The sequence below is a fragment of the Neorhizobium petrolearium genome (genome assembly GCF_029854435.1).
GTDB classification, from domain to species: domain Bacteria; phylum Pseudomonadota; class Alphaproteobacteria; order Rhizobiales; family Rhizobiaceae; genus Neorhizobium; species Neorhizobium petrolearium.
In genome coordinates this window covers 2,343,887-2,363,352 of record NZ_CP123000.1, presented here as the reverse complement: position 1 = coordinate 2,363,352, position 19,466 = coordinate 2,343,887, and the positions used below count along the sequence as shown (strand labels likewise).

The window sequence follows — 19,466 nt, the reverse complement described above, 5'->3', positions numbered from 1 at the left end:
ATGTTCGACCTCTCCTCACGCTCCGCAAGGATCGTCTTCTTCGCTGCTCTCGCGGTGATCGGCTTCTTCCTGTTCTTCCCGCTCTATTGGCTGGTGATCTCGTCGCTGAAGGCGAATGCCGAACTTTATCAGGTCGTGCCGACGCCGTTCCCGACTGTGCCAAGTCTCGAACATTTCATCCGGGCGCTGACTGCCGGCAAGCTGCCGATGTACCTGATGAACAGCTTGATCACATCGACCTGCAGTGCAGCGCTGGTCACGCTGCTGGCGCTCTATGCCGGGTTAAGCTTTGCCAAATACCGCTATATCGGCCGGCAGCCGGTGATGCTGTTCATGCTGTCGGCGCAGATGTTTCCCTTCGGTCTGCTGCTGATCTCCATCTATCCGCTGATGAGCGAACTGAACCTGCTTGATACGCGACCGGGGCTGATCCTGAGCTACATCGTCTTTGCGCTGCCGGTCTCGACCTATATGCTCTACAGCTATTTCTCCCAGGTGCCGGACGAGTTGATCGACGCCGCTCGGGCCGACGGCGCAAGCGATCTCCGCATCTTCCACACGATCGTCATTCCGATCTCGATCCCGCCGATCGTCACCGTTTTTCTCTATTCCTTCATGTGGTCCTGGAACGACCTTCTCTATTCGATGACGCTGATCGTCTCGGAGGACAAGCGCACGATCGGGCCGGGCCTGCTTCTCACCTACCTCAACGAGGTCAATTCCGACTGGGGCGGCGCCATGGCGGCATCGCTGATCGCATCCGCACCCATCGTTGCGGCCTTCATGTTCCTCCAACGTTACTTCATTCAAGGCGTCACCGCCGGAGCAGTCAAATGACCAAACCTTTAGCCGGAGCTTTCCCCGTTCTTCCCACGTTATTCCGCGATGACGGTTCGATCGATGAACAGGACTTTCGGTCGATCATCGACTTCGCGCTCGAAAGCGATGTCGACGGCGTCGTTTATCCGGGTGTTGCGAGCGAGGTGGATACGCTGACGCCCGAGGAACGCAAGCGGCAGGTAGAACTGCTGGCGGAACGGATCGGCGGGCGTGTTCCGATCATCATCGGTGCCAGCGATCCGGATCCGAAGGCGGCGGCTAAGCACGTGGCGCAGGCGGCCGAGATCGGGGCAGCGGCAGCCATGGTTATGGCGCCGTTGTCGCTCGGCAACGATATTGCGGCACAGACGGCCTATTTCAGAGAGGTGGCGGCCAATGCCGGCGTGCCGATCATGCTGCAGAACCAGCCGAAGCCGATCGGGGCGGGACTGACGCCGGAAGAGGTGGCGGCGATCGCCAACGCCGTGCCGGAAATCCGCTACGTGAAGGAAGAGACCGCCCCCTGCGGCCAGCATCTCACCCGCATCAAGGCGGCCGCCAACGGTTCGCTGGATGCGATCTTCGGCGGGGCCGGCGGGCGCTACATTACCGACGAACTGGCGCGCGGTGCTGCCGGCACCATGCCGGCCGCCGAGCTTGCCGATATCCATGCCCAGATGATCCATGCCTGGCAGAAGGGCGATGTCGCGACCACGCGAAAACTCTACAACGTCTCGCTGCCGCTCCTGAACTTCCAGGCGATTTTTCGCATGCGCATGACCAAGGAAGTGCTGCGGCGCCGTGGTGTCATCAAGCACACGTTCGTGCGCGGCAAGGGGCCGAAATTCGACGAGGGCGACGCCAAGGAACTGGCGCTGCTTCTGGCCGAGGCCGATCTGCCCTATACCAATCATAAACCGAACTGAGCCGGGACCATGCCGAAAAACGTCGTCGATGCGATCGTCTCGGTGGAGACTTTCATCATCTCCATTCCGCGCGAAGTGCCCTATCTCGGACCGCTGAAGGAAGGCGAGGCGATCAACGAGCGTGGCTATCTGATCCGCAAGGGCAACCGCACCATTTATCCCTCGACCGATATGACGCTGCTCATTAAGGTGATCGGCGAAAGCGGCAAGATCGGTTGGGGCGAGTGTTACGGCATCGTGGCTCCCGAGGCGACCAAGGCGATCATCGACGACGTGCTCGGGCCGGTCATCATCGACCGTGATCCGGGCGATGCGGCGGTCATCCACGAAGATCTCTACGACCTGATGCGGGTGCGTGGCTTCTTCGGCGGTTACTATCTCGATGCGCTGGCGGGCGTCGACATTGCACTCTGGGATCTCGCGGGCAAGAATCTCGGTGTGCCGGTCTCGACGCTGCTCGGAGGACGGCGGCATGACGCGATACGCGCCTATGTCTCCGGCCTTCCGAAGGCGACGCTGAAGGAGCGTTGCGATCTTGCTGCCTATTGGGTCGGCAAGGGCTACAAGGGCATCAAGTTCGCGGCGGTGGTTTCCGAAGAGGATATCGTCAAGGAGATGGCGGCGTTGCGCGAGGCCGTCGGCCCGGATATCGACCTGATGGTCGACCTGCACTGGAAGTTCGAGGCGGGCGAGGCGATCCGCATCATCCGCCGTCTGGAGCCCTATAATCTCTATTTCGCGGAAGCGCCGGTGCAGCCGGAAAATCTCGAAGGCCAGGCGCGGGTTGCGGCCGGCATCGGCGTGCCGCTGGCACTCGGCGAGGAGCTGCGGACCACTTACGAATACCGGCCGCGCTTCGAGGCGCGTGCCATGAGCATCGTGCAACCGGAAATGGGCCATACGGGCATCACGGAATTCATCCGCATCGGCCAGATGGCGCAGGCTTTTCACATGAACATCATGCCGCATGCTTCGATCAGCGTCGGCATCTTCATGGCGGCCAGCTTGCAGGCCGCGTCGGCGCTGCAGAGCGTGCCCTATCACGAGTACCAGCACTCGATCTTCGACCGGAACCTTACCTATACGAGAGGCGACATGGCGTCAGGCGAGGGCACCTATGTCGTGCCAACCGGCGTCGGCCTCGGCGTCGAGCCGAAGGAAGAAGTGTTCGAGTTCGCCATCCGGCGGTGACTGCCTCCCCACTGGCAAGACGACATTGAATTTCCGCCTGCGGAGCGCCATTTTAGGGGCAAATCCCAAACCGAAGGAGGAAAGCATGACGACGACTACCGAACGGGCCGTCCTGGCAGGCGGTTGTTTCTGGGGCATGCAGGACCTGATCCGACGTATGCCGGGCGTGATCTCGACGCGCGTCGGTTATAGCGGGGGCGACGTGCAGAACGCGACCTATCGTAATCACGGCACCCATGCCGAGGCGATCGAGATCATCTTCGATCCGGCCAAGACGAGCTATCGCGATCTCCTGGAGTTCTTCTTCCAGATCCACGATCCGACTACCAGGAACCGCCAGGGCAATGACATCGGAACGAGCTATCGTTCGGCAATCTTCTATGTCAGTGATGAACAGAAGCGTATCGCAGAAGACACGATCGCCGATGTGAATGCCTCCGGTCTGTGGCCGGGCAAGGTGGTGACGGAAGTAGAGCCGGTCGGCGATTTCTGGGAGGCGGAACCGGAGCACCAGGACTATCTGGAGCGCTATCCGAACGGCTATACCTGCCATTTCCCGCGCCCGAACTGGAAGCTGCCGAAGCGCTCCAGCGTCGCTGCCGCTGAATAGCCGGTCATATCCGAACAAGAAAAGGCGCTGCCGTTTCGCGACGGCAGCGCCTTTTGTTTGAGCCGATCCTATCAGGCGAGCGTGTATGCAGTCTTCACGACGGTGAAGAACTCGGCCGCATATTTGCCCTGCTCCCGCGGACCGAAGGAGGAAGCCTTGCGGCCGCCGAACGGCACGTGGAAATCGACACCGGCCGTCGGCAGATTGACCATCACCATGCCGGCTTCCGAGTTGCGCTTGAAATGGGTCGCGTATTTCAGGCTCGTCGTAGCGATGCCGGCCGAGAGGCCGAACGGCGTGTCATTGGCGACGGCCAAGGCCTCTTCATAGTTTTTCACCCGGATGACCGATGCGACCGGTCCAAAAATCTCCTCGCGCGAGATGCGCATCTGATTGGTGGCCTCGGTAAAGAGGGTCGGCTGCAGATAGAAGCCGGGCGTGTCGCGCTTGATGACCTCGCCGCCATAGGCGAGCCTGGCGCCTTGCTGCTTGCCGATCTTGATGTAATCGGTGTCCTGCTTCAGTTGCTTGTCGTCGACGACCGGGCCGATATGGGTACCGGCTTTCAGCGCGTTGTCGACGTTCAGCGTCTTCAGTTTTTCCGTCAGAGCCGCCACGAACTTGTCGTGGATACCTTCCGTCACGATGAGACGCGAGGAGGCGGTGCAGCGCTGGCCGGTGGAGAAGAAGCCGGAATTGGCGGCGGCTTCGACGGCGACGTTCAAATCGGCGTCATCGAGAACAACCATCGGGTTCTTGCCGCCCATTTCGAGCTGGAACTTGCGGTTATGTTCGATCGAGGCCATGGCGACGCGCTTGCCCGTGCCGGTCGAGCCGGTAAACGTGATGCCGGCGAGGTCCGGGCTGTCGAGCATCGCCTGCCCGACGACCGAGCCGCGGCCCATGACGAGATTGAGGACACCCTTCGGCAGGCCGGCACGGTGCAGGATGTCGACGATCGCCCAGGCGCAGCCGGGCACGAGATCGGCCGGCTTGAAGACGACGGTGTTGCCGTAGCAGAGCGCCGGCGCGATCTTCCAGGCCGGAATGGCGATCGGAAAGTTCCACGGCGTGATGATGCCGATGACGCCGAGCGGTTCGCGGGTGATCTCGACGCCGATGTTCGGGCGGGCGGAGGGGACCACTTCGCCGGTCAGGCGCAGCGCTTCGCCGGCGAAGAAATCGAAGATCTGGGCGGCGCGAGTGACTTCGCCGATCGCTTCGGGAAGGATCTTGCCTTCCTCGCGGGCGAGAAGTGCGCCGAGCTCTTCCTTGCGGGCGAGGATTTCGTCGGAGGCCTTTCTGAGGATCGCGTGGCGCTCGAGAATGCCGGAGCGCGACCAGGCCGGGAAAGCAGCCTTGGCGGCGGCGATCGCTTGTTTCGCGTCTTCCGCGCTGCCCTGGGCATACATGCCCACCACGTCATTGGTGTCCGACGGGCTGATGTTCTTCGATGCCTCGGAGCCGACCCATTCGCCGGCGATCAAGTTCTGGTAGATGGTCATGGACCTCTCCTTTCATGTGAAAGGCCCCGCCTGGGGCGGGACCGGCAGGAAATGATATGCTTCGCGCTTATCTGAACAGGCTCGGCAGCCAGAGCGAAAGAGTCGGGATGTAAGTCACCGCCATCAGTACAGCGATGCTGGCGCCGAAGAAAGGCCAGATCGTTCGCATTGCTTCACGGATCGTAATGCCGCCGACAGCGCAGCCGACGAACAGCACCGTTCCGACAGGCGGCGTATTCAAACCGATGCCGGCATTCAGGATCATGACGACGCCGAAATGCACCGGGTCCACGCCGAACGCCTTGACGACCGGCAGCAGGACAGGTGTCGAGATGATGACCAGCGGCGCCATATCCATGAAGGTGCCGAGAATCAGAAGCGCGATGTTGATGACGAGAAGCACGATGATGGGATTGTCCGATATGGCGCGGATCGTGCCGATCATCAGCGTCTGCACCTGCAGGAAGGCCATCAGCCAGGCGAAAGAGGCGGCGGTACCGATAACGAGCAGGACCATGGCAGTGGTGCGCACTGCGCCCATCACCGCTTCGATGAATCCTGCCCAATCGAGCTCCCGGTAGACAAGCATGGCGACGAGAAAGGCGTAAAGGACCGCAATGCAGGAACTTTCCGTCGCCGTGAAAACGCCGGAGCGGACTCCTCCGAAAATGATGCCGATCAGGAGGATGCCGGGAAAGGACGCGAGGAGATAGTAGCCCAGACGCGCGATACCCGGAAAGGGTTCGGATGGATACCCCTTGCGGCGTGCCACGATATAGGCGGTCACCATCAGCGCGGCCGCAAGCAGCAGGCCCGGTACAATTCCGGCCGTGAAGAGATCGGCAACAGAAACATTGCCGCCCGCTGCGATGGAATAAAGGATCATGTTGTGGGATGGCGGGATCATCAGCGCGATGATCGCGGCATTTACCGTCACGTTTACCGCGTAATCCCTGTCATAGCCGCGTGCTGCCATCTGCGGAACCATCAGTCCGCCGACGGCGGAAGCATCCGCGACGGCAGAGCCGGAGATCCCGCCGAACAGCGTCGAGGCGACGATGTTGACCTGGCCCAGGCCTCCTCGAAGGTGGCCGACGAGGCCTGCCGCAAAGCGGATAAGCCGGTTGGCGATGCCACCGCGCACCATCAGGTCGCCGGCGAAGATGAAGAACGGGATCGCCATCATCGCAAAGACATTCATGCCGGAATTCAGTTGCTGAAAGACGACGATCGGCGGCAGACCCAGGTAGAGCACGGTTGCGAACGAAGCGATGCCGAGGCAAAAGGCGATCGGCATGCCGATCAGCATGAGGGCCGTGAAGGACCCGAAAAGAATAGCATAGGCCATCACACGGCCTCCTGAACAACGATATCAGCCGGGATTTCTTCGCCGATCGCGACGTCGACGAAACGTTCGAGGGAAAAGAGGGCGATCATCGCGCCGCCGACGATCATGGGGAAGAAATCGGTGCCACCCGGCCAGCCGAGAACCGGAATCGTGGCGGACCAGGTGCCGATTGCAAGCAGCGCCGAATAATAGGTCATGCCAATGCCAAACAACACGATCAGGCCGAGGCTTATGAGGTCCATGGCCTTCTGAATCGCCGGCGGCATGGCATAGCGCACGATATCGAGCCCAAGGTGCACGCTTTCCCGCACACCGACAGCGGCACCCAGCATAATGAACCACGACATGAGGTAGAGCGAGAGCGGTTCAGACCAACTTGGCGAGTCGTTCAGGACGTAGCGGCCAAAGACCTGCCAACCGACGATGAGAGTCATTGCGACGATGCCGAGACCGGCGATGTAAAGCGATAAACGGCTGAGCACGCCCAGAACGGGTCGGATAGTCAGCATGAAATTCCTCATGGTCCTTCCTCCTTGCCAGCTGTCGGCTGACCGCCGGCATGCAAAAGGCCGGCCCTCATGTTGAGAGCCGGCCTTCAGTTCTGGATTACTTCACGTCCTGGATGCGCTGCAGAAGATCCTTCATTTTCGGATCTGTCACGAAGCGGTCGTAGACCGGCTTCATTGCCGCGGCGAACTCGTCCTTGTTCACCTTGATGACATTTGCGCCACCGGCGCGGACCTTTTCTTCGGACGACTTTTCGCGGGCAGTCCACAATTCACGCATCTTGCCGACGGAATCCTTGGCGGTCTGGCGGACAATCTGCTGATCTTCCGGCGAGAGCTTGTCCCAGGAGAGCTTCGAGATGACCAGGATTTCCGGGTTCAGCGAATGCTCGGTCAGCGTGTAATTCTTGGCCACCTCGTAGTGACGCGCCGATTCATAGGACGGCCAGTTATTTTCGGCGCCGTCGACAACTCCGGTTTCCAGAGAGGAATAGACTTCGCCCATCGGCATCGGGGTCGGGTTGGCGCCGAAAGCCTCCATCATGGCAATCCAGAGATCGGACTGCTGAACGCGGATCTTCATGCCCTTGAGATCGGCAAGCTTCTCGATCGGCTTCTTGGTCGTGTAGAACGAACGCGCCCCGGAGTCGTAATAGGCAAGACCGATCAGGCCATGCGGCTCGAAAGCCTTGAGGATTTCGTCGCCGATCGGGCCGTCCACGACATTGTGCATATGCTCGGTGGAGCGGAACAGGAAAGGAAGACCGAGGACGGTCGTTTCCGGTACGAGGTTGTTGAACGGCGCAGCGTTGACGCGGTTCATGTCGATGACGCCGAAGCGGGTCTGTTCGATCGTATCCTTTTCCTGACCGAGGACGGCGTTGTTCATGACCTGGATCTGGATGCGGCCGTTGGTGCGTTGAGAAACCAACTCACCCATATATTTCACTGCATCCACGGTCGGATAGCCATCCGGATGGATATCGGCGGAGCGCAGCGTGATCTCCTGCGCATGGACGGTGGTCGCAGCCAGCGCAAGGCCAAACGCCAAGCCCAGCATTTTGGTGAGTTTCATGTCTTCCTCCTCTGATAAAAAGATTCCGAAGCGCTCTGCTCCGGTAAGGTTCGGCTATTCCGGCTTCCAGCCCGGAAGGCCGTAAAGCTCTTGCGGGTTTTCCACGAGGGCTCGATAGCGTGCCGCTTCGTCCGGAAGCCAGCCAAGCACCGTGTCGGTCAGTGCCGCGTCATCCGGGTAATCTGCCTGTTCGCGGGCAAGATTGTGCGGCCAGTTGGTGCCCCAGACGATGCGTTCCGGTGCGTATTTGGCGATTTCGCGAGCAACGGCTGCGACATCGGCATAATCCGGGCCGCCAGCCTTCGAAGATTCATAGACGCCGGCGAACTTGAACCAGCAGTTGCCGCCGTCGATCAGCCGCTTGACGGCGTCGATCTGCGGACTGTCGGGCGTTACGCCGGAGAAGAACTTGCCGTGATGGTCGAAGACCCAGCGGGATTTCAGTCTCCCGAGGCGCTCCTCATGATCGAGGATATGGCTGCCGTCGAACTGGACCGCTATCATCCAATTCCGCGAGGCGGCCTTGGCATCGACCGCTTCGAGCTCGCTCAAATCCACGGCGCCACCCGGCAAATCCATGATGCGCGCGCCGACATTGCCGGCGGCAGAGAGGCGGTCGAGTTCCGCTTCCGACGTCGCGCTGTCGATGACACAAACGCCGCGGGCGATCGAACCGAATTCTGCAAGGCAGGCGTTGAGATTGGAATTATCGCGCTGCTGGGCATTGCCCTGGGTGACAATGACCCGCTCGATACCGAGCCAGCGCATCAGCTCGAGATATTGGGCCGGCGTCGGCAGTTCTCCCGCCGGAAGACCGGGGCCGCCGGGCAGGGAGGGAAAGCCCGGCAGATAAGCATGCATCTGTGTATCGACCGCGCCCTTCGGCAGCCTGGTCTTGGGAGGATTGCCGGAAAGGGTGCGGACGAGCATCAGATGTCTCCCATGCGGAATTCTGCGAGCGCGTCGCGATTGATCTCGATCCCGAGGCCTGGGCCGTTCGGAATGTCGACCACGCCGCGCTCGTGTTCGATCGGCGTTTTGATCACCGCCTGACGGAATGGATTGTGGGTACGGTCGAATTCGAGAATCGGTTCGATCGGGTTGACGCGAACCGGGCTCGGGATCATTGCCGCCATGAATTGCAGCGCGGCGGCGATATGGACGGCTGTACCCCAGACGTGCGGCACGACGCGAACGCCGTGGAGCGCCGCGAGGTCGGCGACCCGCTTGGCCTCCGTAAAGCCCCCGACGCCGGCGAGATCGGGCTGGAGGATGTCGACGGCACGGGTTTCCACCGGTTCGCGCATGCCCCAGCGGCTATGCCACGTTTCGCCGCCGGCAACCGGGATCGGCTGCCTGGCCCGGACTTCGCGATAGGCGGCGAGCTGTTCCGGCACGACAGGTTCTTCAAACCAGTCGATGCCATATTCAGCGGCCGCGTTGCCGAGCTTGATCGCCTCGACTGCGTCATAGCCGTGGTTGGCGTCGATCATCAGCCGCATATCGGACCCGGCCGCATTGCGTACGGCACGGATGACGCGCAAGTCTTCCTCGACACCGAAGCCGATCTTGATCTTGGTGGCGTGAAAACCCTCATCCCGATAACGGGCGACGTCCGAGGCATTGTCCTCCACACGGTCGACGCCGTCACGCTTGAAGCTGCCTGTCGCGTAAGCCCTGACGCTCTCGCGGAAACGACCGCCGAGCAGGATCGATACCGGCACGCCGAAATGCTTGCCCTTGATGTCCCAGAGCGCAATGTCGATGCCGGAAAGAGCGGTCACGGCAAGACCGCGCTGGCCCTGGTCGCGCAATGCATTGTAAAGCCGCGCCCAGATCTTCTCTGTTTCGAGCGGATTCTCGCCGATCAACCAGTTTGCGTAGGTCGCAACAATCGCGGCATTCGGCCGGGCAGGGCCTAAGCATTCGCCCCAGCCGACCGTGCCGTCGTCGCACTCGACTTCGACGAGCACATGCGCGCGGCGATCAAAGCGCATGGAGGCGCTCTCGAAGGCGACATCGAGCTTATGTTCGAGAAGATGAGTGCGAACCGACGCGATCTTCATGGGGTCACCGCTTGTGAGAGCCGATAAGCTTCAGGAGCATCTGCTCCTCTTCAGCCGTCAGGTCGTCGAGTGGTGGGCGGACCTTGCCGGCATCGAAGCCCTGCAGGCGCACGCCGGCCTTGATGGCGGCGACAGCATAACCCTTGCGGCGGCTGCGGAGCGCCATGAAGGGATAGAAGAAGTCTATCAGAATTTCCTCGCAGCGTGTGCGGTTGCCGGCGCGCAAGGCCTTGTAGAACTCGACCGCAAGTCCTGGCACAAAGTTAAAGACGGCGGACGAATAGGTGGTGAAGCCGGCGCCGAGATAGGCTTCCGCGAAAAGTTCGGCGGTCGGCATGCCGCCGAGATACATCAGCCGGTCGCCCATGGTGGCGGTGATCTGCCGGACGAGCCCGATATCGCCGGTGCCGTCCTTGAAGCCGACAAGGTTGGGGCATTCGTCGCAGAGTCGCTTCAACGTGTCGACCTGAAGCACCGAATTGTCGCGGTTATAGACCATGACGCCGATGCCGACCGACTGGCAGATGCGCTTCACATGCTCGTAGAGACCTTCCTGCGGTGCGTCGATAAGGTAGTGCGGCAGGAGCAGAATGCCATCGGCGCCGGCCTTTTCGACGGCCTTGGCAAGCTCGACACCCACATGTGTGCCAAAACCGCAACCGGACACGATTGCCGTCTTGCCGGAAGCCTCCTTGGCCGCCTTGACGATGCCGGGAATTTCGCCGGGTGAGAGCGAGAAGAATTCGCCCGTGCCGCCCGCGGCAAACAGGACCGGCGCCTCGAAACCCGACAGCCATTCGATATGGCGTTGATAGCTTTCCGGCTGGAACTGGCCTTCCTTATCGAAATGGGTCACGGGAAAGGACAGAAGGCCGGCGCCGAGCACCGTCTTGATTTCTTCGGGCGTCATAGTGCGGATTTCCTCTGTAAGTGTCTCCTCCAGACAAAATTGTCGTACAGATTGTGCGGACTTGTGTCAACAAGTCATCTTACAGATTTCCTGAGCTCTCTGAGGAGTGCCCGATAGCGCAGTTGCGAGCCGCGCAGGTGCCGCCGCATGGCCTCGCGCGCGCCTTCCTCGTCGCCATTGGAAATCGCAGCAACGATGGCGTTGTGCTCGTCGTCGAGCAGCTTGATATAGGCGGCTTGGTCGGTTTCCGAATCGTCGGGGCGAAGGGCTGCGCGGGGAATGAGGTTGCGGCCGATCATGGTCAGAAATTCGCGGAAGCGGGGGTTGTTGGTCGCCTCGGCAATGGCGAGGTGCAGTGCAAAGTCGGCCTCGCTGGTTGGCTGCGAGGCTTCCAGACAGGCTCGGACGGCGTAGTGACGGTCGAGGATGACCTCTTCCTGGGCTGGAGAGCGGCGGAGGGCCGCAAGCCCGGCGGCCTCGACTTCCACGGCTGTTCTCAACTCCAGAAGCTCGATCATGGAGGAAACGCGCGCAAGGTCGATGTTCGACAAAGACAGCATGGGCGCCTTGGCGGAGGTGGGCGGTTCCAGCACGAAGACGCCTGCGCCCTGACGCGCTTCGACGAGCCGGTCGGCGCGCAGCGCGGCGATCGCTTCGCGCACGACCGTGCGGCTGACGCCGTGGGCTTCTGTCAGCTGCGCTTCGCTTGGGAGGCGCGAGCCCGGTGGAAACTGGCCGGCGGTGATTGCCTGGCGCAACACATCCCCGAGCTTGGAGACCAGCGTCTTCGATCCCTTGCCGGTATCGGTTTTCGTTTCAACGCTCATCTGCCTTCTCCTTGCTCTGCGGCGCATGACACAATGGCACTGGCTCCTATGTCAAGTTGAGCATAGAGGGCGAACCGTGTCGGACTTGTTGACCGGTGTTCATTGACATGTATGATAAGTGATGCGACTTGTCACGAATAAGTTGAATTGCAGCGGTTGCCCTGCCGCTTTCGGAGGATTGATTCTTGAAGAGACTTTTGATCACCGGTGCAGCCGGCGGACTCGGCCGCGCCATGCGCAGCCGTCTTGTCGGTTTCGCCGAGACGCTTCGCCTGTCGGATATCGCCGATCTCGGCACTGCAGCCTCGCATGAGGAGCTCGTCACCTGCGATCTCGGCGATGCGGCTGCAGTCATGAAGCTGGTCGAGGGCTGTGACGGCATCCTTCATCTCGGTGGCATTTCCGTCGAAGACAAGTTCTCAAAAATCCTCAATGCCAATCTGCTCGGCCTTTACAACCTCTACGAGGCCGCACGCGTCCACGGCCATCCGCGCATTCTGTTTGCGAGTTCCAATCACGTGGTCGGCTTCTACCGGCAGGACGAACATATCGATGTCAAGGCTCCGATGAAGCCGGACGGTCTCTACGGCGTTTCGAAATGCTTTGGGGAGGCGCTGGCCCGCATGTATTTCGAAAAATTCGGCCAGGAAACAGCACTTGTCAGGATAGGCAGCTGCTTCGAAAAGCCGGTCAACCACCGTATGCTGTCTGGCTGGATGTCCTATGACGATTTTGTGTCGCTGATCGGCTGCGTCTTCCGAGCCCCGATGCTCGGCTGCCCTGTCATCTGGGGCATTTCGAACAATGACAGCAAGTGGTGGGATAATTCCCATGCGGCCTATCTCGGCTGGAAGCCGAAGGACAATGCCGAGATCTATCGCGCTGAACTCGAAGCGACCATAGAGCGGCCGGCGCCGACTTCCGCCATGGCGGTCTACCAGGGTGGCAAGTTCGTCGAGGATCCGATTTTTGCCGAGGACTGAGCCGGTCTTGCCGGTTCTTGTTTCCGGCCTCTGAACCCACCACATCAGCTCCTTCTACGACCTTCTCCTTTCCGAGAGGGTGTTTTCCGGGGTTCTTGTCATGGGATTTATCGATATCAATCCTCCAGTCCCTGAGGATGGTGCCTTGCTCGACGCCTATTCGGAGACTGTCGCCGGTGCGGTCGACCGCGTCGGTCCCGCCGTCAGCCGCATCGAGCGGCTTGGCGATCAGGGACATGGATCGGGTTTCGCCATTTCGCCGGACGGCCTGATCATCACCAATCATCACGTCGTAGCCGATGCAAAGGCCGTGCGCATCCGCAGTGCGAATGGTGCAGTCGGGCAGGGCAGCGTACTCGGCCGCGACCCGGACACCGATATCGCGCTGGTGCGCGCCGACATGGACGTACAGGCCTGGGCACGGCTTGGCGATTCCCAGAAATTGCGGCGCGGCCATATCGCGATCGCAATCGGCAACCCGCTCGGCTTCGACTGGTCGGTTACCAGCGGCGTGGTTTCGGCTCTCGGCCGGTCGATGCGTGCCTCGACCGGCAGGCTGATCGAAGACGTGGTGCAGACCGATGCGGCGCTCAACCCCGGCAATTCCGGCGGGCCGCTGGTTTCGGCTTCGGGCGAGGTCGTGGGCGTCAATACGGCGGTGATTCGCGGCGCGCAGGGCATCGCTTTTGCCGTCGCGTCCAACACCGCCAACTTCGTGGTGTCCGAAATCCTGCGTTTCGGCCATGTGCGGCGCGCTTTCATCGGCATCGTCGTCGATACGATCATGCTGCCGCGTCGGATCGCATTGAAGGCGGGCATGACGCAGGAAACGACGGTGCGTATCCGTCGTATCGATCCCGGCAGTCCGGCCGATCGGGCGGGTCTGAAGGAGGGCGATTTCATCCTGGCGATCGACGGCCAACCCGTCGCGGGCGCAGACGACCTGATCCGTTTGCTCGACGGAACGCGGATTGGCCAGGAGATGCAGATCTCCGTCTACGATCTCGATTCGCAGATCGTCGGCCGGGTGCTCGTCCCCGCGGCGCGGCCCAAGAACTGATGCCTCCGGTTCAGGACAGGCGATTCCTGAGCCGCTCCGTCATGGTCGGATCGAAGCCAAGTGCGCTCATATAACCCTGGATGCCGCCATAGTTCGTGTGAATATGGTCGAGAGTCCGGCGCATGCTGCGCGGCTCCGAGGCCAGCACGATATCGAGCAGGGCAGGTGCCGCGCCGCGGCCGAGCGCGCGCTCCCGAAGCCGGCCGATGAGCGGGCCGGATATGGTCGCCGTCAATGCATAATCCTCGATGATGCTCGCCTCGTCGACACCGGCATTGGCGAGCAGCAGGGCGGAGATAACGCCGGTGCGGTCTTTGCCGGCGCTGCAATGGAAAAGCACGGTGCCTTCCGGCGCATTGGCGATCGTCCCGAGCACTTCGGCGATCGCCGGCCGGCATTCGTCGATCGCCTGGCAGTAACGGTCGCTCATGTCGAAGCCCGATGTGGTATCCGCCATCATTTCCACCGGCGCCAGCGCGGAAAACAGCGGCGTGTTGTGATAGCGCACTTGGGCATGTCGGGCGAAGGGATTGATCTCTGTTGCGAGTTCATGGGCGTTGCGCAGATCAATGACCGTCGTCAGGCCGTGGTCCAGCAGAATTCCGATGTCCGCTGGACCCAGGCGATGCAGCGCGTCGCCGCGCAGGATGGAGCGCCAGCGGGTCAGGTTGCCGGTCACCGTCGGATAGCCGCCGAGGTCGCGGACATTGTGGGCGCCTTCCAGCGCGATCAGGCGTTCGCAAGCAAGCATATCAGCGGATTCCGGATTTCATGAAGGATTCGATGACGTGACGCTGCAGGATGAGGTAGATGACCAGGATCGGCAGGCTGGCGAGTGCTGCGGCCGCCATCAGCGGCCCCCAGAGATTGCCTTCCTGGGTCATGAACATCTGCAGGCCGATCTGGACGACCGAGTTTTCCGGTTTGCGCGAGAGAAGCAGCGGCCAGAAATATTCGTTCCAGGCCGAGATGAAGGCGATGATCGCAAGCGAGGCGATCGGCGCCCCCATGTTCGGCGTGACGATCTGCCAGAGGATGCGCCAACTCTTCGCCCCATCGATCCGTGCCGCCTCCAGGATCTCGGTCGGGAAGGAGCGCATGGAATGATAGAGCAGAAGGATCGCGAAGGCCGCCACGGCATTGGGCACGACGAGGCCGGTCAGCGTGTCGAGCAGGCCAAGCCGTGAGGCAAGCACGTAGTTCGGGATCATCGTCACCTGAAAGGGCACAAGCCAGGAGAGCGCGATGAGGCCATGTACGAGACCGGCAAGCCGCATGCGCCAACGCACCAGCGCATAGGCCGTCAGCAGGCCGGTGAGCACCTGCAGCGCCGCCGTCGCCGCCGCGACGATCGTGGTGTTGGCGAGCATCTGGAGCATCGGAATGCGGGTCAGCACGAAGACGTAGTTTTCGAGAGACGGGTTCGACGGCCAGGGCAGGGTTGAGAAAATCTCGTTCTCAGGCCGGAGCGAAGTGACGATCATCCAGTAGATCGGGAAGATCGACAGGGCCGACAGCAGGATCATGATGCTATGCACGGCGATCCTGCGCGTGGTCCCTTCATTCGGCGAAAGGGGCATAAGAGGCTGGTTGTCGCGAGCGTCAATTGTCATAGACCGCAAACCTCTTCATGAGCCACAGGCAGCCCGCCGCGATGACTGCGAAACCGGCAAAGGCGATCATGCCGGCCGCCGAACTCCAGCCGGCCGACAGGGTCTGGAAGCCGTATTCCCAGAGCAGATAGAAGATGTTGGTGGTCGATTTGAGCGGGCCGCCATTGGTCAAGACGTTGATATAGGCGAAGCTCCATTGCGCGCCGAAGAGGATCGTCATCATCGAGAGGAGCAGGATGGTCGGCGACAGGAGCGGCAGGCGAATATCACGGATGACCCCCCAGCCGGTGGCGCCGTCGATGCGGGCCGCCTCGATATAGGAGGGGTTGATGCCGGCATTCGCGGCGGAAAAGAGCAGCGTCGAGAAACCGATCAGCTTCCAGCCGGTGATCCAGGTGAGGGTCGCCAGCGCGTATTTCGGATCGGTCAGGAAGCCGATGCGGCCGAAACCGAGCTGTTCGAGGCCAAGCGTGACGAGCCCCTGGTCCTCGTTGAGAAGCCAGCGCCAGAGCACGGCGGCGACCACCGGGGCTACGATCATCGGCACGAAGATCAATGCGCGGTAGACCGTCCGGGCGCGGCCGGTGAGATCCTGCGTCCAGATCGCCACAAAGAGCGGGATGACCACCGACATGGGGAAGAGGCCGAGGATATAGAAGAGCGTATTCCAGAGTGCCGCTCGCATTTCCGGAAGCGCCAGCAGGCGTTGATAGTTGGCGAGGCCGACATAGCGCTGCGGCGCGGTCGGCAGCATGTTCCACTGGTAGAAGGAAAGCTGGAAGGCCTCGACCAGCGGCACATAGGTCCACATCATCAGGAGGATCAGTGCCGGGGCCAGGTAAAGCCAGGGTAGAACGGTGAAGACGTTTTGCTCGCGCTTCGTCGGAGAACTCGGCGCAAGGGCGAGCGGCCTTGCGAGATCGGCCTGGATATCGGTCATGACACGTGTCCGTATGCAGTTTGTGGTGCCGGGCAGGCGTGAGAGCCGCCCGGCATCTCCTGGTATTCGCCTGCTGTCAGGGCATCAGGCTCTGGCCTTCGTCCTGGGCTGTCGTAAGAACGGCTGAAGGATCGCCGGTGCCGAACACGGCCTCGCGCACCGAGTCCATCATCATCTTCTCGACCTGCCGGTAATTCGGGCCGGGGAAGGCGATATTCGCCGTCAGGTGATCGAGCTGTTTCAGGTTGGCGCGGAACATCGGGTTTTCCTTAACCCAAGAGGCGAGATAGTTCGGGTCGTCGACGATATCGAGGCGCAGCGGCAGATAGCCGATCTTGCTGGTGATAACCGTATAGGCCTCCTTGCTCGTCAGGAATTTCAGGAGTTCATAGGCAGCACGCTGTTTCTCCGGATCCTTGCTGAAGACGTAAAGCGCGCTGCCGGAATTGGTGGGTGCGGTCGGCTTGTCGCCGAAGGAGGGCATCGGCGCCATGCGCAGGTCGAACTTGTCCTTGGCCGCCTTCTTGTAGCTGCCATAGACCGCGCTGGTATAAAGGAACATGCCGAGATTGCCGGCGGCGAAGGTGTCGGAGGGGCTTGCGACGTCGATCTTGGCGTGCGCACCGCTTTCGACCATGCCGCGCAGCATCTTCACGGCATCGGCGGCATTCGTATCCGCGAAGGTGAGCTTGTTGCCGTCGCGCACCTTGCCGCCGTTCGACATGACGATCGCCTGATAGACGAAAGTGCCGTCGACCGGGCCGTAGGCGCCCGGGAAGAAGCCGTTCTTGCCGGTCTTCTCCTTGATGGCACGCCCGGCCGCATCGACGTCGGTCCAGGTCTTCGGCGGATTATCCGGATCGAGGCCTGCCTGTTTGAAGAGGCCGGCATTGTAATAAAGGATCGGCGTCGAGAAGGTATAAGCGAGACCATAGGTCTTGCCGTCGACCTTGCCGAGTTCCAGGCCTTTCGGGATCATGCCGGCGAGGTGGGCCTTCAGTTCTTCGGGGCTCACCATGTCTTCCAACGCATTGGCGCCGAGATCGCTGGCGATGTAGATCAGGTCGCGGAAAACGAGTTGGGCGACGTCCGGCTGGCGGCCGGCGACGATATCGGCCTGCACGCGGGACATGATCTCGTTCGAGGGAACGGCAATCGTCTCGACCTTGATGTTCGGGAACTTCTTCTCGAACGTGGCAAGGAGCTCCTTGGTGGCATCGGCACCGGCGCTCGCCGAAGCAAGGTTGTAGTTGTAGAAGCTGATCGTCACAGGCTTGTCGATCGCGGCCGGCATCTCGGCCAAGGCGCCGAGCGGCGTCATAGCAACGCTTGCAAGCGTTGCTATGAGCTTGAGTGTGGTTCTGCGCAGCATTTGGTTTCTCCCGGGTGAGGGTTATTCCGCGGCGACGGGTTTTGCCCGCGCCATCAGCATTTCGAGCGGATAGGTGTTGAGTTCGGCACGGTCGGACGGCAGCGGCACGAAGGCCATGGTGAGGCCGGACGGCCGGATCGTGCCGATGCCGAAAGAGGCGCCGCGCACCATGCGCAGGAGGTCCGTGCGCAGGATATCGGTTGCGGCATGCTGGCCGGTGCCCACCACGACCGGTATGCCATGCCAGAAGGAGACGCGGTCGTGATGGATATGGCCGCTCAGGATGCCGATGATGTTGCGGCCTTGCAGCAGTTTCCGGAAGCGTTCCGATTGCTGGAAGTGGATTGTACGCCAATGTGTTGCATCTGGTTCCTCACCCAGTGCAGGAGGATGGTGGACGACGATCAGCTTCGGCAGGTCAGGATGGCTGTCGAGCGTCGAGGCGAGCCAGTCGAACTGTTCCGGATCGATCGTGCCGCCGATGAGGCCGGGCGTGGACGAGTCGATCGCAATGATATGGATGCCATCGACGACGGCATCGTGATCGTAAGGTGCATCCGGATCGTCGGTCTCGATGCCCATGCCTTCGTAGAAACCCGGTCGGGTATCGTGATTGCCGAGTGCATAGATGACCGGCATGTCGAGTTTCGCGTCGATGATCTCCTTCATCCGGCGGTAGCTTTCCGCATCGCCGCGATTGGTGAGGTCGCCGCTGGCGATCACGAATTGCGGTTTCGGTGTCACGGTCACGACGAGGTCGAGGACCTGGTTGAGCGTTTCCAGCGTGTCGCTGTGCAGGTGGTCGTCGTCGGCGGTGCCGATATGCAGGTCGGTCAGGTGAATGAATGTGGTTTCGCGGCGCATCGGATGCCTCCATGGATGACGTCTTGGCAGCGGACGAGGGAATGCCTGATCGTTTCCGCCCGTGGGAGGACCGATAGAAGGACTTTGTTTCGCAGGAGTGACGGAATTCGAATGCCGTTCGAAACCGGAACAGAAAGCGCGGCGGCGGTAGGCTCGAAACTTCAGGCTATCCGGCGAAACATCGGGGCGATCACCTCGACCATGCGGGTGATGACGATTTCGGGATCGTCGAGGTTCATCCGGTAGTTGGTCAGCACTTCGGTGCGCGAGCGGCTGCGGGTGACCTGCGAACGAATTCCAAGGGCGCAATTGAGCCGCCAGCCGATATCCACTTCGTCAAGCCAGGGCGAGATCCGCTTCAGGTGCGGAATGAAAGCCCGATGATGCTCCACATTGTCGATGATCCGGCGATAATGCGGTGCCTGTTCCCGGTGCGTCTTCGCCATGGAGGTGAAATGAGACAGGACCGGATAGCTGGAGGTCGGGTCGAGGCTCCACCGGATAGAAGGGCCGACAAGCGCCGCGATGACTTCTTCGAGATTGGGCGGATCGGGCGCCCTGCGGTCAATCGCCTTCTGAAGCAGTCTGAGCCGCTCGGCATTCAGCCGGCGATAGACCCGTTCCGCGACGGCGGCGACCAGCTCCTCCTGCGAGCCGAAATGATAGGCAATGGCAGAGGGCGTTGCGTTCGCCTCGATGGCAATGCGCCGCGCAGTCAGATCCTCCAGGGCTTCGGCTTCGCAAAGCAGATGCTCGCAGGCATCCATCAGCCTCATGGCGGTAAGATTGGCGCGGCCGTGCATGAACGATCACCCTCGACTACGCCAGCTTAGGCATGGTTTGTGTAGGGT

Annotated in this window: 20 protein-coding genes; 6 read left to right on the top strand and 14 right to left on the bottom strand. The window is 61.3% G+C overall.

Features of this window, described 5'->3' with window-relative positions; translation table 11 throughout:
- The 4 genes from QEO92_RS11885 (at position 1) to msrA (ending at position 3,546) form a co-directional block, all read left to right on the top strand.
- Entirely contained in the window at positions 1–837 is an 837-nt protein-coding gene (locus QEO92_RS11885; protein WP_227703154.1) for a carbohydrate ABC transporter permease, read from the top strand.
- Positions 834–1,745: a dihydrodipicolinate synthase family protein gene (locus QEO92_RS11880; protein WP_227703153.1), complete on the top strand. Its 912-nt coding sequence runs from the start codon at positions 834–836 to the stop codon at positions 1,743–1,745. Before QEO92_RS11885 ends, QEO92_RS11880 begins: the two co-directional genes overlap by 4 nt.
- Positions 1,746–1,754: 9 nt before the next feature.
- Complete coding sequence (locus QEO92_RS11875) at positions 1,755–2,936, top strand: mandelate racemase/muconate lactonizing enzyme family protein (protein ID WP_227703152.1); 1,182 nt, start codon at positions 1,755–1,757, stop codon at positions 2,934–2,936.
- An 85-nt stretch (positions 2,937–3,021) separates the two neighbouring features.
- On the top strand, positions 3,022–3,546 hold the full coding sequence (msrA, locus tag QEO92_RS11870) for a peptide-methionine (S)-S-oxide reductase MsrA (protein ID WP_210053138.1): 525 nt from the start codon (positions 3,022–3,024) through the stop codon (positions 3,544–3,546).
- Positions 3,547–3,617: 71 nt separating this feature from the next.
- Here the strand turns inward: msrA and QEO92_RS11865 are convergent, their stop codons facing one another.
- The 8 genes from QEO92_RS11865 to QEO92_RS11830 form a co-directional block, all read right to left on the bottom strand.
- Complete coding sequence (locus QEO92_RS11865) at positions 3,618–5,051, bottom strand: aldehyde dehydrogenase family protein (protein ID WP_227703151.1); 1,434 nt, start codon at positions 5,049–5,051, stop codon at positions 3,618–3,620.
- Positions 5,052–5,118: 67 nt separating this feature from the next.
- A complete protein-coding gene (locus tag QEO92_RS11860; RefSeq protein WP_227703150.1) occupies positions 5,119–6,399 on the bottom strand; it encodes a TRAP transporter large permease in 1,281 nt (426 codons plus the stop codon).
- Positions 6,399–6,920: a TRAP transporter small permease gene (locus QEO92_RS11855; protein ID WP_227703149.1), complete on the bottom strand. Its 522-nt coding sequence runs from the start codon at positions 6,918–6,920 to the stop codon at positions 6,399–6,401. Before QEO92_RS11855 ends, QEO92_RS11860 begins: the two co-directional genes overlap by 1 nt.
- A gap of 85 nt (positions 6,921–7,005) precedes the next feature.
- On the bottom strand, positions 7,006–7,980 hold the full coding sequence (locus QEO92_RS11850; protein WP_227703148.1) for a TRAP transporter substrate-binding protein: 975 nt from the start codon (positions 7,978–7,980) through the stop codon (positions 7,006–7,008).
- 54 nt (positions 7,981–8,034) lie between these two features.
- Positions 8,035–8,910 (bottom strand): amidohydrolase family protein, encoded by an 876-nt coding sequence (locus tag QEO92_RS11845; RefSeq protein WP_227703147.1) that lies wholly within the window; start codon positions 8,908–8,910, stop codon positions 8,035–8,037.
- Complete coding sequence (locus QEO92_RS11840) at positions 8,910–10,046, bottom strand: mandelate racemase/muconate lactonizing enzyme family protein (RefSeq protein ID WP_227703146.1); 1,137 nt, start codon at positions 10,044–10,046, stop codon at positions 8,910–8,912. The genes QEO92_RS11845 and QEO92_RS11840 overlap by 1 nt, the downstream gene beginning before the upstream one ends.
- A gap of 4 nt (positions 10,047–10,050) precedes the next feature.
- Positions 10,051–10,956, bottom strand: coding sequence for a 5-dehydro-4-deoxyglucarate dehydratase (gene kdgD / locus QEO92_RS11835; RefSeq protein WP_227703145.1), 906 nt, complete (start codon positions 10,954–10,956; stop codon positions 10,051–10,053).
- A gap of 74 nt (positions 10,957–11,030) precedes the next feature.
- Complete coding sequence (locus tag QEO92_RS11830) at positions 11,031–11,783, bottom strand: FadR/GntR family transcriptional regulator (protein ID WP_227703144.1); 753 nt, start codon at positions 11,781–11,783, stop codon at positions 11,031–11,033.
- 185 nt (positions 11,784–11,968) lie between these two features.
- On the opposite strand from QEO92_RS11830, the gene QEO92_RS11825 reads away from it, so the two are divergent.
- Together QEO92_RS11825 and QEO92_RS11820 are read left to right on the top strand one after the other, a co-directional pair.
- The gene (locus QEO92_RS11825; protein WP_227703143.1) at positions 11,969–12,766 is read left to right on the top strand and encodes an NAD-dependent epimerase/dehydratase family protein; all 798 of its coding nucleotides are present in this window, start codon (positions 11,969–11,971) and stop codon (positions 12,764–12,766) included.
- 100 nt (positions 12,767–12,866) lie between these two features.
- The gene (locus QEO92_RS11820; protein ID WP_227703142.1) at positions 12,867–13,826 is read left to right on the top strand and encodes a S1C family serine protease; all 960 of its coding nucleotides are present in this window, start codon (positions 12,867–12,869) and stop codon (positions 13,824–13,826) included.
- 10 nt (positions 13,827–13,836) lie between these two features.
- On the opposite strand, the gene QEO92_RS11815 is transcribed toward QEO92_RS11820, so the two are convergent.
- The 6 genes from QEO92_RS11815 to QEO92_RS11790 all read right to left on the bottom strand — a co-directional run bounded on the left by QEO92_RS11815 (position 13,837) and on the right by QEO92_RS11790 (position 19,418).
- Positions 13,837–14,577 (bottom strand): tyrosine-protein phosphatase, encoded by a 741-nt coding sequence (locus tag QEO92_RS11815; RefSeq protein ID WP_227703141.1) that lies wholly within the window; start codon positions 14,575–14,577, stop codon positions 13,837–13,839.
- Position 14,578: 1 nt separating this feature from the next.
- On the bottom strand, positions 14,579–15,439 hold the full coding sequence (locus QEO92_RS11810) for a carbohydrate ABC transporter permease (protein WP_227703140.1): 861 nt from the start codon (positions 15,437–15,439) through the stop codon (positions 14,579–14,581).
- Positions 15,429–16,379 carry a carbohydrate ABC transporter permease gene (locus tag QEO92_RS11805; protein ID WP_227703139.1) on the bottom strand — a complete coding sequence of 317 codons (951 nt, stop codon included), beginning with the start codon at positions 16,377–16,379 and terminating at the stop codon, positions 15,429–15,431. The genes QEO92_RS11810 and QEO92_RS11805 overlap by 11 nt, the downstream gene beginning before the upstream one ends.
- A 76-nt stretch (positions 16,380–16,455) precedes the next feature.
- On the bottom strand, positions 16,456–17,751 hold the full coding sequence (locus QEO92_RS11800) for an ABC transporter substrate-binding protein (protein WP_227703138.1): 1,296 nt from the start codon (positions 17,749–17,751) through the stop codon (positions 16,456–16,458).
- A 21-nt stretch (positions 17,752–17,772) separates the two neighbouring features.
- Positions 17,773–18,615 (bottom strand): metallophosphoesterase family protein, encoded by an 843-nt coding sequence (locus QEO92_RS11795; protein ID WP_227703137.1) that lies wholly within the window; start codon positions 18,613–18,615, stop codon positions 17,773–17,775.
- A 161-nt stretch (positions 18,616–18,776) separates the two neighbouring features.
- Positions 18,777–19,418, bottom strand: coding sequence for a TetR family transcriptional regulator (locus QEO92_RS11790; protein ID WP_227703136.1), 642 nt, complete (start codon positions 19,416–19,418; stop codon positions 18,777–18,779).
- Between the last annotated feature and the right edge of the window lie 48 nt (positions 19,419–19,466).

What these genes read in the sequence shown, in the direction of transcription:
- QEO92_RS11845 (WP_227703147.1), bottom strand. Translation starts at nt 8,910, where the DNA reads ATGCTCGTCCGCACCCTTTCCGGCAATCCTCCCAAGACCAGGCTGCCG.
- QEO92_RS11790 (WP_227703136.1), bottom strand. Translation starts at nt 19,418, where the DNA reads ATGCACGGCCGCGCCAATCTTACCGCCATGAGGCTGATGGATGCCTGC.
- msrA (WP_210053138.1), top strand. Translation starts at nt 3,022, where the DNA reads ATGACGACGACTACCGAACGGGCCGTCCTGGCAGGCGGTTGTTTCTGG.
- QEO92_RS11815 (WP_227703141.1), bottom strand. Translation starts at nt 14,577, where the DNA reads ATGCTTGCTTGCGAACGCCTGATCGCGCTGGAAGGCGCCCACAATGTC.
- QEO92_RS11830 (WP_227703144.1), bottom strand. Translation starts at nt 11,783, where the DNA reads ATGAGCGTTGAAACGAAAACCGATACCGGCAAGGGATCGAAGACGCTG.
- QEO92_RS11800 (WP_227703138.1), bottom strand. Translation starts at nt 17,751, where the DNA reads ATGCTGCGCAGAACCACACTCAAGCTCATAGCAACGCTTGCAAGCGTT.
- QEO92_RS11885 (WP_227703154.1), top strand. Translation starts at nt 1, where the DNA reads ATGTTCGACCTCTCCTCACGCTCCGCAAGGATCGTCTTCTTCGCTGCT.
- QEO92_RS11875 (WP_227703152.1), top strand. Translation starts at nt 1,755, where the DNA reads ATGCCGAAAAACGTCGTCGATGCGATCGTCTCGGTGGAGACTTTCATC.
- QEO92_RS11850 (WP_227703148.1), bottom strand. Translation starts at nt 7,980, where the DNA reads ATGAAACTCACCAAAATGCTGGGCTTGGCGTTTGGCCTTGCGCTGGCT.
- QEO92_RS11795 (WP_227703137.1), bottom strand. Translation starts at nt 18,615, where the DNA reads ATGCGCCGCGAAACCACATTCATTCACCTGACCGACCTGCATATCGGC.
- QEO92_RS11840 (WP_227703146.1), bottom strand. Translation starts at nt 10,046, where the DNA reads ATGAAGATCGCGTCGGTTCGCACTCATCTTCTCGAACATAAGCTCGAT.
- QEO92_RS11865 (WP_227703151.1), bottom strand. Translation starts at nt 5,051, where the DNA reads ATGACCATCTACCAGAACTTGATCGCCGGCGAATGGGTCGGCTCCGAG.
- QEO92_RS11880 (WP_227703153.1), top strand. Translation starts at nt 834, where the DNA reads ATGACCAAACCTTTAGCCGGAGCTTTCCCCGTTCTTCCCACGTTATTC.
- QEO92_RS11820 (WP_227703142.1), top strand. Translation starts at nt 12,867, where the DNA reads ATGGGATTTATCGATATCAATCCTCCAGTCCCTGAGGATGGTGCCTTG.
- QEO92_RS11855 (WP_227703149.1), bottom strand. Translation starts at nt 6,920, where the DNA reads ATGAGGAATTTCATGCTGACTATCCGACCCGTTCTGGGCGTGCTCAGC.
- kdgD (WP_227703145.1), bottom strand. Translation starts at nt 10,956, where the DNA reads ATGACGCCCGAAGAAATCAAGACGGTGCTCGGCGCCGGCCTTCTGTCC.
- QEO92_RS11860 (WP_227703150.1), bottom strand. Translation starts at nt 6,399, where the DNA reads ATGGCCTATGCTATTCTTTTCGGGTCCTTCACGGCCCTCATGCTGATC.
- QEO92_RS11810 (WP_227703140.1), bottom strand. Translation starts at nt 15,439, where the DNA reads ATGACAATTGACGCTCGCGACAACCAGCCTCTTATGCCCCTTTCGCCG.
- QEO92_RS11805 (WP_227703139.1), bottom strand. Translation starts at nt 16,379, where the DNA reads ATGACCGATATCCAGGCCGATCTCGCAAGGCCGCTCGCCCTTGCGCCG.